The organism is Streptomyces sp. NPDC004031 (assembly GCF_053604375.1).
The window spans coordinates 38558-53221 of sequence record NZ_JBSGHL010000011.1; the positions used below are offsets into that span (position 1 = coordinate 38558).

Here is a 14664-nt window from a genome sequence, read left to right on the forward strand (position 1 = left end):
TCATCGGCGAAGATCGGATCATCAGGCCGCTTCGTGAGGCCCACCGGCCCCGCGCACGCGGCACCGCCCCGCAGCCGCGAGGAGCCCCGATGAACACCGCAGAACTCCTGGCCGACGCCTTCGACCGGATCAAGGACGCCGTCCACGAGGCCGTCGACGGCCTCACCCCCGACGAGCTGGCCCACCGCGTCGACCCCGCCGCCAACACCGTGGGCTGGCTGATCTGGCATCTGACCCGGGTCCAGGACGACCATGTCGCCGACGTCGCCGGCCGCCCGCAGGCGTGGACCGAGGACGGCTGGGACAAGACCTTCGGGCTGCCCTTCGACGCCGCCGACCTCGGCTACGGCCACAGCGCCGACGACGTCGCCGCGGTGCGCCCCGCCTCCGCCGACGTGCTCACCGGCTACTACGACGCCGTCCACGAGCGCAGCCTCGCCTACCTCGGCACGCTGACGGACGCCGACCTCGACCGGGTCGTGGACCGCCGCTGGAACCCGCCGGTGACGCTCGGCGTACGGCTCGTCAGCGTCGTCAACGACGACCTCCAGCACGTCGGCCAGGCCGCGTTCCTGCACGGGCACCTGCTGCGCCGGCGCGGCTGAGGCGTGCGGCGGCGGGCGGGGCGCACTCCAGGACGGGCGAGGGCGCCCTCCGTGCAGGATGCAGCCGTTCATGTCCCGATGGTAGAGTTACTTAACCTAAGTTAAATAACTTGAACCCACTGACCCGGGCGGGGTGTGAAGGGCCTGATGGCGACACAAGACGCGACCAAGCGAATACCGCGGACCCCGCGGATCGCTTCCGACCACCCGCGGTACAAGTGGGTGGCACTGTCCAACACGACCCTCGGCATGCTGATCGCCACGATCAACTCCTCGATCGTGCTGATCTCGCTGCCCGCGATCTTCAACGGCATCAGGCTCGACCCGCTCCAGCCCGGCAACGTCAGTTATCTGCTCTGGATGCTGATGGGCTACATGCTCGTCACCGCCGTCCTGGTGGTCACGCTCGGACGGCTCGGCGACATCCTCGGCCGCGTCAAGATCTACAACGCCGGCTTCCTGATCTTCACCATCACCTCGATCATCCTGTCCGTCGACCCGATGCACGGCGGCGGCGGAGCCCTGTGGCTGATCGGGTGGCGGGTGGCCCAGGCGGTCGGCGGCTCCATGCTGATGGCCAACTCGGCCGCGATCATCACCGACGCCTTCCCGGCCCGGCAGCGCGGCATGGCGCTCGGCGTCAACATGGTCGCCGGTATCGCCGGCTCCTTCATCGGCCTGGTCCTGGGCGGCCTGCTCGCCGAGTGGAACTGGCGCTCCATCTTCTGGGTGAACGTGCCCATCGGCATCATCGGCACCGTGTGGGCCTACCGCTCGCTGCACGAGACCGGTGTGCGCCGCCCGGCCAAGATGGACTGGTGGGGCAACATCACCTTCGCCGTCGGCCTCACCGCGCTGCTGGCCGGCATCACCTACGGCATCCAGCCCTACGGCGGCCACACCATGGGCTGGACCAACCCGTGGGTGCTCGCCGGGCTCATCGGCGGCGCCGCGACGCTCGTCGCCTTCTGCGTCATCGAGAACCGGGTCGCCGAGCCGATGTTCCCGATGAAGCTCTTCCGCAACGCCTCCTTCGCGGGCGGCAACGCGGCCACCCTGCTCGGCTCCATCGCGCGCGGCGGCCTGCAGTTCATGCTCATCATCTGGCTCCAGGGCATCTGGCTGCCGCTGCACGGCTACAACTACGACGACACCCCGCTGTGGGCCGGCATCTACCTGCTGCCGCTCACCGTCGGTTTCCTCGCCGCCGGACCCATCGCGGGCGCGCTGTCCGACCGCTACGGCGCCCGGCTGTTCGCCGCCGCCGGCTTCGTCGTGATGGCCGGATCCTTCGCCGGGCTGCTGCTCATCCCGACGGACTTCAGCTACTGGCTCTTCGCCCTCGTGGTCTTCCTCAACGGCCTGGGCGGCGGGCTGTTCGCCGCACCCAACACGTCGATCATCATGGCCAGCGTGCCGGCGGAGTCCAGAGGCGCGGCCTCCGGTATGCGGGCCACCTTCCAGAACGCCGGCATGGTGCTCTCCATCGGCGTGTTCTTCTCGCTGATGGTCGCCGGGCTCGCCCGCTCGCTGCCGCACACCCTCAGCACCGGACTGATGGCGCAGGGCGTGCCCGCCTCCAACGCGCACGACGTCGCCAACCTGCCCCCGGTCGGCACGCTCTTCGCGGCCTTCCTCGGCTACAACCCGATCCAGCAACTGCTCGGCCCCGACCTGCTCGGCAAGCTGCCCGCCGCCAACGCGCACACCCTCACCGGGCGGGAGTTCTTCCCGCACCTCATCTCCGGGCCCTTCCACGACGGCCTGGTCGTGGTGTTCTCCCTCGCGATCGTGATGTCCTTGGTCGCGGCGGGCGCGTCGCTCATCCGCAGCCGGCGCACCGCCCAGGACAGCTGACCGCGGTACGACCAGGAGGCGCCCCGCCATGACCGAGACCGACGGGCGCGGGGCGCCCTCCTCCGCGGCCGTCGCCCGGCTGCGGCTCATCATCGCCCGGCTCTACCGGCAGCTCGCCCAGGCCTCCGGCGACGACCTCAACCTCACCTACGCCCAGCTCTCCGCGCTCGCCAGGACCCAGCAGCACGGCCCCCTGCGGATCGGCGAGCTGGCCGCGCACGAGCAGGTCGCCGCCCCCTCGCTGACCCGTACCGTCGCCCCGCTGCTCGGCGCCGGGCTCGTCGTCAAGCAGCCCGACCCCTCCGACGGCCGCTCCTGGCTGGTCAGCATCACGCCCGAGGGCGCGCAGGTGCTCAGCCGGATCCGCCGCACCCGCTCGGAACTGCTGGCCCGCCGGATGGCCCGGCTGGACGCCGACCAGCTCGACGCGCTGCTGGCCGCCCTGCCCGCGCTGGAGCAACTGCTCACCGACCCGCAGCCGGACGAGCGGCCCGCGGACACCGCGGCGCAGCAGACGCGGGCCTGACGCCCCCGCCGGGCCGCTCCCCGTACGCCCGCCGGGCCGCTTCCGTACGCCCCGTCAGCCCGCCGCCTTGCGGCCCGGTCCGCCCGGCTCCAGCGGCGGGGCGGAGAAGCCGCAGTTGGCCCGGCACTCCGGCTGGGGGGCCGGCTCCGCGCCCTCCTTGCCCAGCGCCTGCCGCGGCACCAGCGTGAAGGCCAGCAGCGCGGACAGCCCGCACAGCCCGGCGCAGATCAGCATCGCCCTGCCGAAGGCGTCGTTCACCTTGTGCGGCGAGCGGTACGCCTGGTTCGACAGCCCCACCGCGAGCGGCAGCGCCGCCACGATCAGCAGCTGCGCCACCCGGGCGGCCGCGTTGTTGACGCCGCTGGCGATCCCCGCGTGGTCGACGTCCACCGAGGCCAGCACGGTGGCCGTCAGCGGCGCCACGAACATGCTCATCCCCAGCCCCTGCACCACCACCGCGGGCAGCACGTCCAGCAGGTACGACGACGAGCCCGGCCCCAGCCGGATGAGCAGCAGCAGCCCGGCCGCGGTCACCAGCGGCCCCACGGTGAGCGGCAGCCGCGGCCCGATGCGCTGGGCGAGCCCGCCCGCCGGGGCCGACAGCAGCAGCATCAGCACGGTGACCGGCAGCGTCGCAAGTCCCGCGTGCAGCGCGCTGTACCCGGCGGCGATCTGCAACTGCACGGGCAGGATGAAGAAGACACCGCCGATCGCCGCGTACAGGCACAGCGTCACCACGTTCATCGACGTGAACAGCCGTGAGGAGAAGACGGACAGCGGCAGCATCGGGTTCTTCACCCGGCGCTCGGTGCGCAGGAAGGCCACCCCGCACGCCACGCCGACGAGCGCGGGCACCACCACCGTCGTCCACGACGGGTGGCCGGACGCGGCGATCAGCGCGTACGTGACACCCGCCAGGCACAGCGCGGCCAGCGCCGCGCCCCGCACGTCGAAGCTGCCCGAGGCGTTGCGGTCCCGGCTCTCGGGCACATGGCGCACCGCGATCGCCACCACCACCGCGGCGATCGGCAGGTTGACCAGGAAGATCCACCGCCAGCCGGGTCCGTCCACCAGCCAGCCGCCCAGGAAGGGCCCGACCGCGCCCGCCACGCCGCCCAGGCCCGACCACGCGCCGACCGCCTTGGCCCGGTCGTCCTCCCGGAAGGTCGACTGCACGAGCGCCAGCGAACCCGGCGTCAGCAGCGCCCCGCCCACGCCCTGGAGCGCCCGCGCGGCGATGAGCACCCCGTCGTCCGGGGCGATCCCGCACAGCGCGGAGGCCAGCGCGAACCACACCACCCCGGTGACGAAGACCCGCCGCCGCCCGTAGCGGTCGCCGAGCCCTCCGCCGAGCAGGATCAGCCCGGCGAGGGTGAGCATGTAGCCGTTGACCGTCCACTGCAGCGCCGACAGCGGGGCGTCCAGGTCCTCGCCGATCCGCGGCAGCGCGATGTTGACGATGGTGCCGTCCAGCAGCGCCATCCCCGAGCCCAGCACCGAGCACGCCAGCACCCACCGCCCGGTCGCCGACGACAGCGGGACGCCCACCCCGTTCTGATCCTGGTCCATGACGCCAGATTAGGTGCTGGGGTGCCACATGGCCGGGTAACAACGGGTGGCCGCGGGGCAGGGATGACAATGGTCGGCGGGCCCGCCGCACACACCGGGCCCGGACCGACCGACGCGACCGAGCAGCCGAGGAGACGTGAATGGCGCACCAGCGTGCCGGGAAGCCCGCCCGTACCGAGGATCTGGTGGACGTGCCCCGCCTGGTCACGGCGTACTACGCGCTGCGGCCCGACCCCGCCGAGCCCGCGCAGCGGGTGGTGTTCGGGACCTCGGGGCACCGCGGCTCGTCACTGGCGACGGCCTTCAACGAGGACCACATCGCCGCCACCAGCCAGGCCATCTGCGACTACCGCGGCCGGCAGGGCACCGACGGGCCGCTCTTCCTCGGCGTGGACACCCACGCCCTGTCCGAGCCCGCCCGGGTGACGGCGCTGGAGGTCTTCGCCGCCAACGGGGTGACGGTGCTGCTCGACGAGAACAGCGGCTTCACGCCCACCCCCGCCGTCTCGCACGCCATCCTCACGTACAACAACGGCCGCACCTCGGGCCTCGCGGACGGTGTCGTCGTCACCCCGTCGCACAACCCGCCCTCCGACGGCGGTTTCAAGTACAACCCGCCGAACGGCGGCCCCGCCGCCTCCGACGCCACCTCCTGGATCCAGGACCGTGCCAACCAGCTCATCACCGACGGCCTCAGGGGCGTCCACCGCATCGGCTACGCGCGGGCGCTGGCCGCCGAGACCACCGGCCGCTACGACTTCCTCGGCCGCTACGTGGACGACCTGCCCTCGGTGCTCGACCTCGTCGCGGTACGCCGGGCCGGCGTCACGATCGGCGCCGACCCGCTGGGCGGCGCCTCCGTCGACTACTGGGGCCGCATCGCCGAGTGGCACGGCCTGGACCTGACGGTCGTCAACCCCACGACCGACCCCACCTGGCGCTTCATGACGCTGGACTGGGACGGCAAGATCCGCATGGACTGCTCCTCGCCCTACGCGATGGCCTCGCTCATCGACCGCAAGGACGACTACGCCGTCGCCACCGGCAACGACGCCGACGCCGACCGGCACGGCATCGTCACGCCCGACGGCGGGCTGATGAACCCCAACCACTACCTGGCCGTCGCGATCTCCTACCTGTCCGGGCACCGCGAGCAGTGGGGGCCGGAACTGGCGATCGGCAAGACCCTGGTGTCGTCCTCGATGATCGACAAGGTCGTCGCCGACCTCGGCCGGCCGCTCACCGAGGTGCCGGTCGGCTTCAAGTGGTTCGTCGACGGCCTGCACGGCGGCACGCTCGCCTTCGGCGGCGAGGAGTCGGCGGGCGCGTCCTTCCTGCGCCGCGACGGCTCGGTGTGGACCACCGACAAGGACGGCATCCTGCTGGCGCTGCTCGCCGCCGAGATCACCGCCGTCACCGGCAAAACGCCCTCCGAGCACTACACCGCGCTCACCGAGCGCTTCGGCACCCCCGCCTACGCCCGGATCGACGCCCCCGCCGACCGTGAGCAGAAGGCCGTCCTCGGCAAGCTGTCGCCCGGTCAGGTCCCGGCCAAGGAACTGGCCGGGGAGCCGGTCACCGCGGTGCTCAACGAGGCGCCCGGCAACGGCGCGCCGCTCGGCGGCATCAAGGTCTGCACCGACAGCGCCTGGTTCGCCGCCCGTCCGTCCGGCACCGAGGACGTCTACAAGATCTACGCCGAGTCCTTCCTCGGCGCCGACCACCTCGCCGAGGTCCAGCAGGAGGCGAAGTCGCTCGTCGACTCCGTCCTCGGCGGCTGACCCCGGGCGCGGGGCGGGGACCCGGCGTACGGGCCCCCGCCCCGGCGCTCACGCGAGCTGCGCGGCCTGCAGCCCCGCGTACGCGCCGCCGCTGCGCAGCAGCTCGGCGTGCGAGCCGACCTCCGCGACACGGCCCTCGTCCATCACCACGATCCGGTCGGCGTTCCGGATCGTCGACAGCCGGTGCGCCACCACGAAGACCGTACGGCCGCGCACCAGCCGGGTCAGCGCCTGCTGCACCAGCGCCTCGGAGCGCGAGTCCAGCGCCGAGGTCGCCTCGTCCAGGACCAGCACCCGCGGGTCGCGGATCAGCGCGCGGGCGATGGCCAGCCGCTGCTTCTGCCCGCCGGACATCCGGGCGCCGCGCTCGCCGACGACCGTGTCCAGGCCGTGCGGCAGCCGGTCGATGAACTCCAGCGCGTTGGCGTCCCGCAGCGCGGCCCGCACCCGCTCCTCCGGCACCCCGTCCATGCCGTAGGTGACGTTCTCCCGGATGCTGCCCTCGAACAGGATCGACTCCTGCGGCACCACCGACAGCCAGTTGCGGTAGTCGCGCAGATCCAGTGTCTCCATGTCGACACCGTCCAGCAGGATGCTGCCCTCGCTCGGCCGCAGGAAGCCGATGACCAGGTTGAGCACCGTCGACTTGCCCGCGCCCGACCCGCCGACCAGCGCGATCGTCTCACCGGCCCGCACGTCCAGGTCGAAGCCCGTCACCGACGGGCGGTCCGCCTCGGGGTAGGTGTGGCCGACACCGCGGAACTCGAACCGGCCGGTGACGCCCTGGACCGTCGCCTTGCCGTCGTTCTGCTCCAGGTCCGGCGCCTGGAGCACCTCGCCGATCGACCGCACCGACTCCAGTCCCTTGCCGATCTGCGGGGTCAGCGTCAGCAGCGTGGTGACCGAACCGGTGAGGCTGGAGAAGTACGCGCTGAGCATCACCACGGTGCCCGGTGTGACGCTCAGCCAGCCGTAGTACGCCACCAGCGCCGAGCCCGCCAGGCACGCCACGCCGATCGCGTTGAGCAGGATCCAGGCGATCGAGCCGAACCAGCCGTTCAGCCGGTCCAGCCGCAGCCCCGCGTGCAGCACCTCGCCGAGCGTGCGGTCCACGCGGTGCAGCGCGGTGTTCTCCAGACCGTGCGCCCGGGTGATCGGGATCAGCGCCGTCATCTCGTTGACCCGCGACGACAGCTGCTCCACCTGCTGCCGGAAGGACTCGTTGCGGTGCCGCAGCCGCCGCCGCAGCTTGACCACGAGCACCGCCGAGGCCGGCACCACGACCAGGTACACCGGCAGGAAGGCGGGCGCCTGGATGCCGATGACCACCAGACCGCCGCTCAGCGTGGCCAGCGCCGCCAGCCCGTTGTCGGCGGTCTGCTGCGCCGCGGTCTCGATCGTCTCGACGTCCCGGATCACCTTGGCCTGGAGCACACCGGCGCTCACCCGGGAGTGGTAGCCGATCGACAGCTGCTGCATCCGGTGGCACAGCGCGCTGCGCAGCCGGGTGCCGGTGCGGCGTATGGAGCCCTGCATGCAGCGCACGTACGTCAGGTGCAGCGGCAGGTTGAGCACGAGGATCACCAGCAGGACCGCCGAGTTCCACCACAGGATGTGGATCGGCCGGTGCTGGACGACGACGTCCACGACATTGGCGGTGATCAGCGGCAGCAGCCACACCGGTGTGTGCTTGCCGAAGAAGGCGGCGACGGCCAGGGCGACCCGCCGCCGGTCGGGATGGAAGAGGTAGAGGAGGGTTCGTACGGGGTGCTCGCCACGGTAGCGGTGGCTGAGCGTGCCTTGCGGCAACGCCATTGCAGGCTCCTCGAATCACGTCTTCGCGGTGGTGCGTGCGGGCGCGCCGAGCAGCACCTCAACGCTGAGGTGCTGCCCGTAGTCGATTGCGCGCGCAACCACCCTAGGGCGTGTCCGGCCTGCCGCGCCCCGGCGTTTTCCGCCGGGGCGCGGTCGCGCCGCTCACCGCACGGTCGCGCGGGGCGTCACATCACCACGACGGACCGCAGCACGTCCCCGGCCTGCATCCGGGCGAAGGCGTCCTCGACCTCGTCCAGCGCGACGGTCTCGCTCACGAACGCGCCCAGATCCAGCCGCCCCTGCAGATGCAGGTCGATGAGCATCGGGAAGTCGCGCGAGGGCAGGCAGTCGCCGTACCACGAGGACTTCAGCGCCCCGCCGCGGCCGAAGACGTCCAGCAGCGGGAGTTCCAGCGTCATCTCGGGCGTGGGCACCCCGACCAGCACCACCGTGCCGGCCAGGTCCCGGGCGTAGAAGGCCTGCTGGTACGTCTCCGGGCGGCCCACCGCCTCGATCACCACGTCCGCGCCGAAACCGCCGGTCAGTTCGCGGATCGCGGCCACCGGATCGCCCGCCCGCGCGTTGACGGTGTGGGTGGCGCCGAGCGCGGAGGCGGTCGCGAGCTTGCGGTCGTCCACGTCCACCGCGATGATCCGCGCGGCCCCGGCCAGCCGCGCCCCGGCGACGGCCGCGTTCCCGACCCCGCCGCAGCCGATCACCGCGACGGAGTCGCCGCGGCCGACCGCCCCGGTGTTGATCGCGGCGCCGATCCCGGCCATCACCCCGCAGCCGAGCAGCCCGGCGACCGACGGCGACACCGACGGATCGACCTTGGTGCACTGCCCCGCGGCGACCAGGGTCTTCTCGGCGAAGGCGCCGATGCCCAGGGCGGGGGAGAGTTCGGTGCCGTCGGCCAGCGTCATCTTCTGCCGGGCGTTGTGGGTGTCGAAGCAGTACCAGGGCCTGCCGCGCAGACAGGCCCGGCAGCGGCCGCACACCGCGCGCCAGTTGAGGACCACGAAGTCACCCGGCCGCACCTCGGTGACGCCCGGCCCCGTCTCCTCGACGACACCGGCCGCCTCGTGCCCGAGCAGGTAGGGGAAGTCGTCCCCGATGCCGCCCTCCTTGTAGTGCAGGTCGGTGTGGCACACCCCGCACGCCTGCACCCGCACCACCGCCTCGCCGGGTCCCGGATCGGGCACCGTCACCGTCTCGACGCGCACCCGCTCGCCCTTGCCCGGCGCGATCACCCCGCGGACTTCCTGTGCCATGCCTGCCGCCCTCCTGCGCCGTCGTCCGGCGCCCGTCACGCTGCTCTCATGCATTGCCGTGCCGCTGCCGACCCTAGGCGCCCGCGGGCCGCCGGGGGCAGTACGCGGCAGCGGCCGACCGGGTGGTGCCGCGGCCGGGCGCGGGTGCGCGCGGTCAGCGGCGCGCGGCGGGCCTGGTCCGGCGGTAGAGGATCGTTCCGCCGAGCAGCAGCAGCGCTCCGCCCGCCGCCATGGCGGACGCGCCGCCCGCCCCGGTGTGCGCCAGCGCGGGCGCCGGGGGAGCGGGCGCGGCGGGCGGCGCCGGGACGGGGGTGTGGACGGGCGGCGCCGCCGCGGTGTTCGCGCAGTCGTTGCCGAACGACGGATTGAGCAGCCCGGCCACACCGACGCTGTTCCCGCACGCGTTCACCGGCACCTGCACGGGCACCTGCACGGAGTTGCCCGACAGGATCCCCGGTGAGCCGGTGGCGTCACCGGAGGCGGCCGAATCCGCCTGCGCGTACCCCGCGGAGGCCAGCACGCCGCCGGCGACCACCGCGGAGACAAGGCCCTTCCGGGCGAGTCCGTTCACTTCGATTCCTGCCTTCCAGGCATCGTCACGGGCCGTGCGCCCGCTGTTCGTGACAACGCCGTCGGAGGGCCGAACGGGTCATGCCGCCGGGGGATTTCATCCCAACGTGTTTCTTCACATGGTCATGCGAACTGTTCGGCCGACTGTGCGCGATCAGGCGGCCGCGCCCTCCGCCGCGATATGGGCGCGCGCCGCCGACAGTGCGTCGGTGACGTCCCGGGTGCCCGTCGACACGCACAACGTGTAGGCGGTGTCCCGCAGTTGCCCGGCGATGCGCGGATCCGTGGCGTCGGTGACCGAGGCGAGCAGCTCGTAGCGTTCCACCAGGTTCCGCAGGACGGTCGGGTGGGCCATCAGCATCGTCGTACTCCTCGAAGATCGGTGAAGTCGACCCCCGTATGCCCGCTCCCCGCGGGCACATGCGCGATGCGCGGGGAATGTCGCGCACGTCTCATCGCGGCACGGCTCCCGACCGGTGCGCCGTGCGCGGGTGTCACGGCTGCGGGCCGGGCGGGGACCTGGGTGAACGTCCCCGCCCGGCCCGGGAGCCTGGCGCTGTTCGCCGGTCCGGCGAGAAGAGTGCGGGAAAGGCGCGAGGTGCAGAAAGGGAATGTGTCGACTAGTCGATACTGCGCAGGATGTGCGTCTCGGACGGGTCGTCCTCGTATCCGGCGAGACGGATCGGGGCACACCGGGACCACGTCTTCAGCGGTCCCTCCTCGCCGAGCCGGACGATGCGCCGTTCGCCGCCGTAGCCGCGTTCGGTTGCCGGTTCGTCCTGCGTGAGCTGATCTCCAGACACCGCGTTCTCCTTAGCGTCGCGTCGACCGGGGTCGCCCTGGCGCGGTCGTTTCCCAGCGTCGGGCGCCCGGCGGGATTTCTGACTTCGGGCGGTACGGACGCGGTGGCGCCTGTTGCGATAGCCGGAAGGGGGGCCGAGGTGGCGACTCGTTCCGGGACGGGCTCAAGGGGCCGGTACATCCCCTCCGGGCCTTTTCGTCCCGCACAGCGTATTCCGGCCAGTGCGATGGTCACCAGCCGGTTTTTCCCCAGATTCGGATTCCGGCAACCCCGGGTTCGGCTGCCTCGGAACGCCCCGGCCGCGGCAGCGCTGGGCTGCGTTGCTACCGTTTGCCGTGCTCAAGAGTAAGAAAGACAGCAGAAACCGGACTGCGCCATCCGGGTCAGGGGCGGCCCCCGGCGCCCCCGGCGACGGCCGCCGGCGACTTCTCGCCGACATCGGGCCACTGCGGGACAGCCCCGACTTCCGGCGGCTCTGGTTCGGCAACGCGGTGTCCTACATAGGCCAGCAGATGACGGCCATGGCCGTCGCCCTCCAGGTCTACGCGATCACCGGCTCCAGCTTCTACGTCGGCCTCGTCGGACTGTGCTCGCTCGGCCCGCTGATCGTCTTCGGCCTCTACGGCGGCGCCGTCGCCGACGCCGTCGACCGCCGCCGGCTCGGGCTCGTCACCGCGAGCGGCTCCACCCTGCTGTCCGTCGCACTCGCCGTCACCGCCCTCGCCCACCTGCGGGTCGTCGGCCTGCTCTACGCGATCGTCGCCCTCCAGGCGGTGTGCTTCGCCATGAACTCACCGGCCCGCTCCTCCATGATCCCCCGGCTGCTCACGCCCGAGCAGCTGCCCGCCGCCAACGCCCTCGCCTCGCTGTCCGGCGGCGTCGGGCAGATGGCCGGGCCCATGCTCGGCGGCGTCTTCGTCGGCCTGTGGGGCTACCAGGCCGCCTACCTCATCGACGCCGCCGCCTTCACCGCCTCCCTGTACGCGATGTGGCGGCTGCCCGCGATGCTCCCCGGCGAGGGCGAACCCGGCGAACGGCGCCGCCCCTCCGTCGTCGAAGGCCTGCGCTACCTCGCCGCCCGCCCCAACCTGCGGACCACCTTCGTCACCGACCTCGCCGCCATGGTGCTCGCCCAGCCCCGGGTCCTCTTCCCCGCCATCGCCGGGCTCTGGTACGGCGGCGACACCCGCACCGTCGGCCTGCTCGCCGCCGCACCCGCGGTCGGGGCCCTGCTCGGCAGCGTCTTCTCCGGCTGGCTCGGCCGCGTCCGCCGCCAGGGCTTCGCCGTCCTGCTCGCCGTCGCGTCCTGGGGCGCCGCGGTCGCCGTCTTCGGCCTGACCCGCAACCTGCTGCTGGGCCTGCTCTTCCTCGCCCTCGCCGGGTGCGCCGACACCGTGAGCATGGTCTTCCGCAACACCATGCTCCAGTCCGCCGCGCCCGACGACATGCGCGGACGCCTCCAGGGCGTCTTCCTCGTCGTCGTGGTCGGCGGCCCCCGCCTCGGCGACTTCCTCGCCGGCTCCGCCGCGGACCTCTTCACCCCCACCGCCGCCATCGTCGGCGGCGGCCTCGCCTGCATCGCCGCGATCACCTGCGTGGGGCTGTTCCAGCGCGGCTTCCTCTCCTACGACGCGGGTCGCCCGACGGCTTGAGCCGTCGGCCTGAAGAGCTACCCGCTGCGCGGGGCGGCGCGTTTCGCGCTGCCGCGCCGGGCAACCACCAGGGGCGCGGGGAACTGCGCGCGCAACCCACCTCCGGCCGGTGGTCCGGAAACGACAGCAACCGCCCCTCCGGGCCGGTGACGCCCCGCGCCCCGGTGGGGGCCGAGCGCTCCGTTCTCCCCCAGAGCTCCGCCTGGGCGGCGCCCAGGGCGCGTGCCCGGCGGGGAACGGGCGGGGTCGGAGGACGCTCACCCCCGTGAGCAGGGGAAGCGCAGAGGCTCAGCGCGGGAGGAGTTCGGAGGCGAGAGCCTCCACCGCGGAGGCGAGCCGCTGCTGCGCCGGATCCGCGGCGACGGACGCGGCGACAAGCCGCGCGACATCCGTCCGCCACACGCCCGTGAGGGCGATGCGCACGCCGACCCGGCGCAGGCCCCGGTCGATGAGCCCCCGCGCGTCGTCCGGCCGGTCCCGGCGCAACGCCTTGATCGCGCCCACGGCGTTGGCGAGCGCGCTCGCCGCGGGCGACCAGGGGTCGGCCACCTCGCCCTGCGGCACCGTGGCCGCCTCGGGCACGTCCGCCGAGACGACGAGGTCGAGCCGCCAGAAGAGCGGCAGCCCGCGGAAGGCCGCGAAGAGCAGCCGCTGCCCGGGTACTGCCGCGGAATCCGGGTCGCAGCGCAGCGACAGCAGCGGCCCGACCCGGCCGAGCGTGCGCCGCGCCCCCTCCACGCTCCGTGCGAAGTCCGCGGCCGGTGTCCGCCAGGCGATGTCGATGTCGCTGTACGCGTCGGCCGTCCCCGCGGCGAGCGATCCGCGCAGCTCCGCGGTGGAGCCGGGGCAGGCGGCGGGCAGCGCGGCCAGCAGCTCCTCGGCGAGCGCGGCGCGTACCGCGGGGTCGAGCCCGTTCCCCCGTGCCGCGGTCACCGGCCGGGCCGCCCGGCCTCGCCGACGTACACCCACAGCCCGTCCTCGCGGGCGAAGCGGCTGTCCTCGTGCTGCGCCCCCTCCTCGCCGCGGTGCCGGAAGTGCGCGCGGAACTCGACGGTGCCCTCGGTGTGGAAGGCGCTGCCCCCGGTGCCGCCGAGGATGTCGAGGCCGGTCCACCGCACGTCCCGGTCGAGGTCCAGTTCGCGCGGCCTGGTCGTCGAGTGCCAGCTGCGCAGCAGGTAGCCGGTGTCGCCCACGGCGAAGGCGGCGTAGCGCGACCTCATGAGCTGCTCGGCGGTGACGGCGGAGGAGCGGCCCTGGTGCAGGGCGCCGCAGCAGTCGGCGTAGGCGGCGGGCAGGCCGCAGGGGCAGGGGAGCGGGGTGCGGGCGGCGCGAGACGGCATGCCCCATTGTCGCGGACGCGCGCCCCGCTGTTCGGGTGACCCGGTGTTTCGTCCGCGTAGCAGCGGAAATGCGCTGAGCGGGGCAGCGGTACCCCATGCGACGGAAGGACATCCCGTGAGTACGGCACCTGAACAGTCCGCAGAGCCGACGGCGCAGGTCACCGTCATCATCGACGGCTGCGCGAAGGAGGACGCGAAGACGGTCCTCGACGCGCTGCACACCAGTTTCGCGGGCGACCGCGAGCCCGACGACGAACCGGCGGAGCCCACCGAAGGCACCCCGATCGTCTGGTCGGCGACCTTCGACGTCTCCCGCACCCTCGCCCTTCCCGGCGGCCCGGCCCCCCTGACGTCCCCGGTGAAACTCACCGCCCAGGGCGGCTACCACGCCGTCGACCGCCTCCGCGAGGCCCTGGCGGAATCCTTCACGGTCAAGGTGACCGGCACGGCCTCCGGCGACCAGGAAGAAGAAGCCGCCTTCCGCCTGACCTCCCGCTGACCCCACCCCCAAGGGACCCCCTCCCAGGGGCGCGCCAAGCCCCCACCGGCCGGAAGGCCCGCCGACTACCGGGGGCAGCCCCCACCGGCTGGAGGTCGACCACAAGCGTCAGCGATTCCAGGGGCGCGGGGAACTGCGCGCCGAGCCCCCACCGGGCGGAGGACCCGCCGACGACCCCGGCCACCCCCGGACCGGGGCCAGCCCCCCGGCTGGAGGTCGACCACAAACGGCAGGCATTCCAGGGGCGCGGGGAACTGCGTGCCGAGCCCCCACCGGCCGCAGGGCCCGCCGATGACCCCGGCCACCCCCGGACCGGGGGCAGTCCCACCGGCGGGAGGCCGAACGAGACCGGCACCCTCACGACAGCCCCCCCGGCG

At 73.1% G+C, this 14664-nt stretch carries 14 protein-coding genes; 6 read left to right on the plus strand and 8 right to left on the minus strand.

Annotated features, from left to right (window positions below; translation table 11 throughout):
* The first annotated feature begins 89 nt into the window (after positions 1-89).
* The 3 genes from ACWERV_RS09390 to ACWERV_RS09400 all read left to right on the plus strand — a co-directional run bounded on the left by ACWERV_RS09390 (position 90) and on the right by ACWERV_RS09400 (position 2988).
* Complete coding sequence (locus ACWERV_RS09390) at positions 90-605, plus strand: mycothiol transferase (protein ID WP_398179999.1); 516 nt, start codon at positions 90-92, stop codon at positions 603-605.
* Positions 606-752: 147 nt separating this feature from the next.
* On the plus strand, positions 753-2462 hold the full coding sequence (locus ACWERV_RS09395) for an MFS transporter (RefSeq protein WP_452930729.1): 1710 nt from the start codon (positions 753-755) through the stop codon (positions 2460-2462).
* 28 nt (positions 2463-2490) lie between these two features.
* Positions 2491-2988 carry a MarR family transcriptional regulator gene (locus tag ACWERV_RS09400; protein ID WP_452930731.1) on the plus strand — a complete coding sequence of 166 codons (498 nt, stop codon included), beginning with the start codon at positions 2491-2493 and terminating at the stop codon, positions 2986-2988.
* 54 nt (positions 2989-3042) lie between these two features.
* Here the strand turns inward: ACWERV_RS09400 and ACWERV_RS09405 are convergent, their stop codons facing one another.
* On the minus strand, positions 3043-4557 hold the full coding sequence (locus ACWERV_RS09405) for an MFS transporter (RefSeq protein WP_452930733.1): 1515 nt from the start codon (positions 4555-4557) through the stop codon (positions 3043-3045).
* 140 nt (positions 4558-4697) lie between these two features.
* Between ACWERV_RS09405 and pgm the strand changes: the two genes are divergently transcribed.
* Complete coding sequence (gene pgm / locus ACWERV_RS09410) at positions 4698-6338, plus strand: phosphoglucomutase (alpha-D-glucose-1,6-bisphosphate-dependent) (RefSeq protein WP_452930736.1); 1641 nt, start codon at positions 4698-4700, stop codon at positions 6336-6338.
* 48 nt (positions 6339-6386) lie between these two features.
* On the opposite strand, the gene ACWERV_RS09415 is transcribed toward pgm, so the two are convergent.
* The 5 genes from ACWERV_RS09415 to ACWERV_RS09435 form a co-directional block, all read right to left on the minus strand.
* Positions 6387-8153, minus strand: coding sequence for an ABC transporter ATP-binding protein (locus ACWERV_RS09415; protein WP_398179983.1), 1767 nt, complete (start codon positions 8151-8153; stop codon positions 6387-6389).
* 185 nt (positions 8154-8338) lie between these two features.
* Positions 8339-9424 (minus strand): S-(hydroxymethyl)mycothiol dehydrogenase, encoded by a 1086-nt coding sequence (locus tag ACWERV_RS09420; RefSeq protein ID WP_452930740.1) that lies wholly within the window; start codon positions 9422-9424, stop codon positions 8339-8341.
* A 154-nt stretch (positions 9425-9578) separates the two neighbouring features.
* On the minus strand, positions 9579-9995 hold the full coding sequence (locus ACWERV_RS09425) for a chaplin (RefSeq protein WP_452930742.1): 417 nt from the start codon (positions 9993-9995) through the stop codon (positions 9579-9581).
* A gap of 153 nt (positions 9996-10148) precedes the next feature.
* Positions 10149-10355, minus strand: coding sequence for a DUF5133 domain-containing protein (locus tag ACWERV_RS09430; protein WP_398179974.1), 207 nt, complete (start codon positions 10353-10355; stop codon positions 10149-10151).
* 259 nt (positions 10356-10614) lie between these two features.
* Positions 10615-10797 (minus strand): hypothetical protein, encoded by a 183-nt coding sequence (locus tag ACWERV_RS09435; protein WP_398179971.1) that lies wholly within the window; start codon positions 10795-10797, stop codon positions 10615-10617.
* 436 nt (positions 10798-11233) lie between these two features.
* On the opposite strand from ACWERV_RS09435, the gene ACWERV_RS09440 reads away from it, so the two are divergent.
* Positions 11234-12448, plus strand: coding sequence for an MFS transporter (locus tag ACWERV_RS09440; protein ID WP_398180828.1), 1215 nt, complete (start codon positions 11234-11236; stop codon positions 12446-12448).
* A 288-nt stretch (positions 12449-12736) separates the two neighbouring features.
* Here the strand turns inward: ACWERV_RS09440 and ACWERV_RS09445 are convergent, their stop codons facing one another.
* Both ACWERV_RS09445 and ACWERV_RS09450 read right to left on the minus strand, forming a co-directional pair.
* Positions 12737-13381: a hypothetical protein gene (locus ACWERV_RS09445; protein WP_452930746.1), complete on the minus strand. Its 645-nt coding sequence runs from the start codon at positions 13379-13381 to the stop codon at positions 12737-12739.
* Positions 13378-13788 (minus strand): YchJ family protein, encoded by a 411-nt coding sequence (locus ACWERV_RS09450; RefSeq protein ID WP_398179965.1) that lies wholly within the window; start codon positions 13786-13788, stop codon positions 13378-13380. Before ACWERV_RS09450 ends, ACWERV_RS09445 begins: the two co-directional genes overlap by 4 nt.
* 115 nt (positions 13789-13903) lie before the next feature.
* Here ACWERV_RS09450 and ACWERV_RS09455 point away from each other — a divergent pair, with 115 nt between their 5' ends.
* On the plus strand, positions 13904-14287 hold the full coding sequence (locus ACWERV_RS09455; protein ID WP_452930749.1) for a hypothetical protein: 384 nt from the start codon (positions 13904-13906) through the stop codon (positions 14285-14287).
* Positions 14288-14664: the final 377 nt, after the last annotated feature.

What these genes read in the sequence shown, in the direction of transcription:
- ACWERV_RS09450 (WP_398179965.1), bottom strand. Translation starts at nt 13,788, where the DNA reads ATGCCGTCTCGCGCCGCCCGCACCCCGCTCCCCTGCCCCTGCGGCCTG.
- ACWERV_RS09400 (WP_452930731.1), top strand. Translation starts at nt 2,491, where the DNA reads ATGACCGAGACCGACGGGCGCGGGGCGCCCTCCTCCGCGGCCGTCGCC.
- ACWERV_RS09415 (WP_398179983.1), bottom strand. Translation starts at nt 8,153, where the DNA reads ATGGCGTTGCCGCAAGGCACGCTCAGCCACCGCTACCGTGGCGAGCAC.
- ACWERV_RS09420 (WP_452930740.1), bottom strand. Translation starts at nt 9,424, where the DNA reads ATGGCACAGGAAGTCCGCGGGGTGATCGCGCCGGGCAAGGGCGAGCGG.
- ACWERV_RS09405 (WP_452930733.1), bottom strand. Translation starts at nt 4,557, where the DNA reads ATGGACCAGGATCAGAACGGGGTGGGCGTCCCGCTGTCGTCGGCGACC.
- ACWERV_RS09390 (WP_398179999.1), top strand. Translation starts at nt 90, where the DNA reads ATGAACACCGCAGAACTCCTGGCCGACGCCTTCGACCGGATCAAGGAC.
- pgm (WP_452930736.1), top strand. Translation starts at nt 4,698, where the DNA reads ATGGCGCACCAGCGTGCCGGGAAGCCCGCCCGTACCGAGGATCTGGTG.
- ACWERV_RS09430 (WP_398179974.1), bottom strand. Translation starts at nt 10,355, where the DNA reads ATGCTGATGGCCCACCCGACCGTCCTGCGGAACCTGGTGGAACGCTAC.
- ACWERV_RS09395 (WP_452930729.1), top strand. Translation starts at nt 753, where the DNA reads ATGGCGACACAAGACGCGACCAAGCGAATACCGCGGACCCCGCGGATC.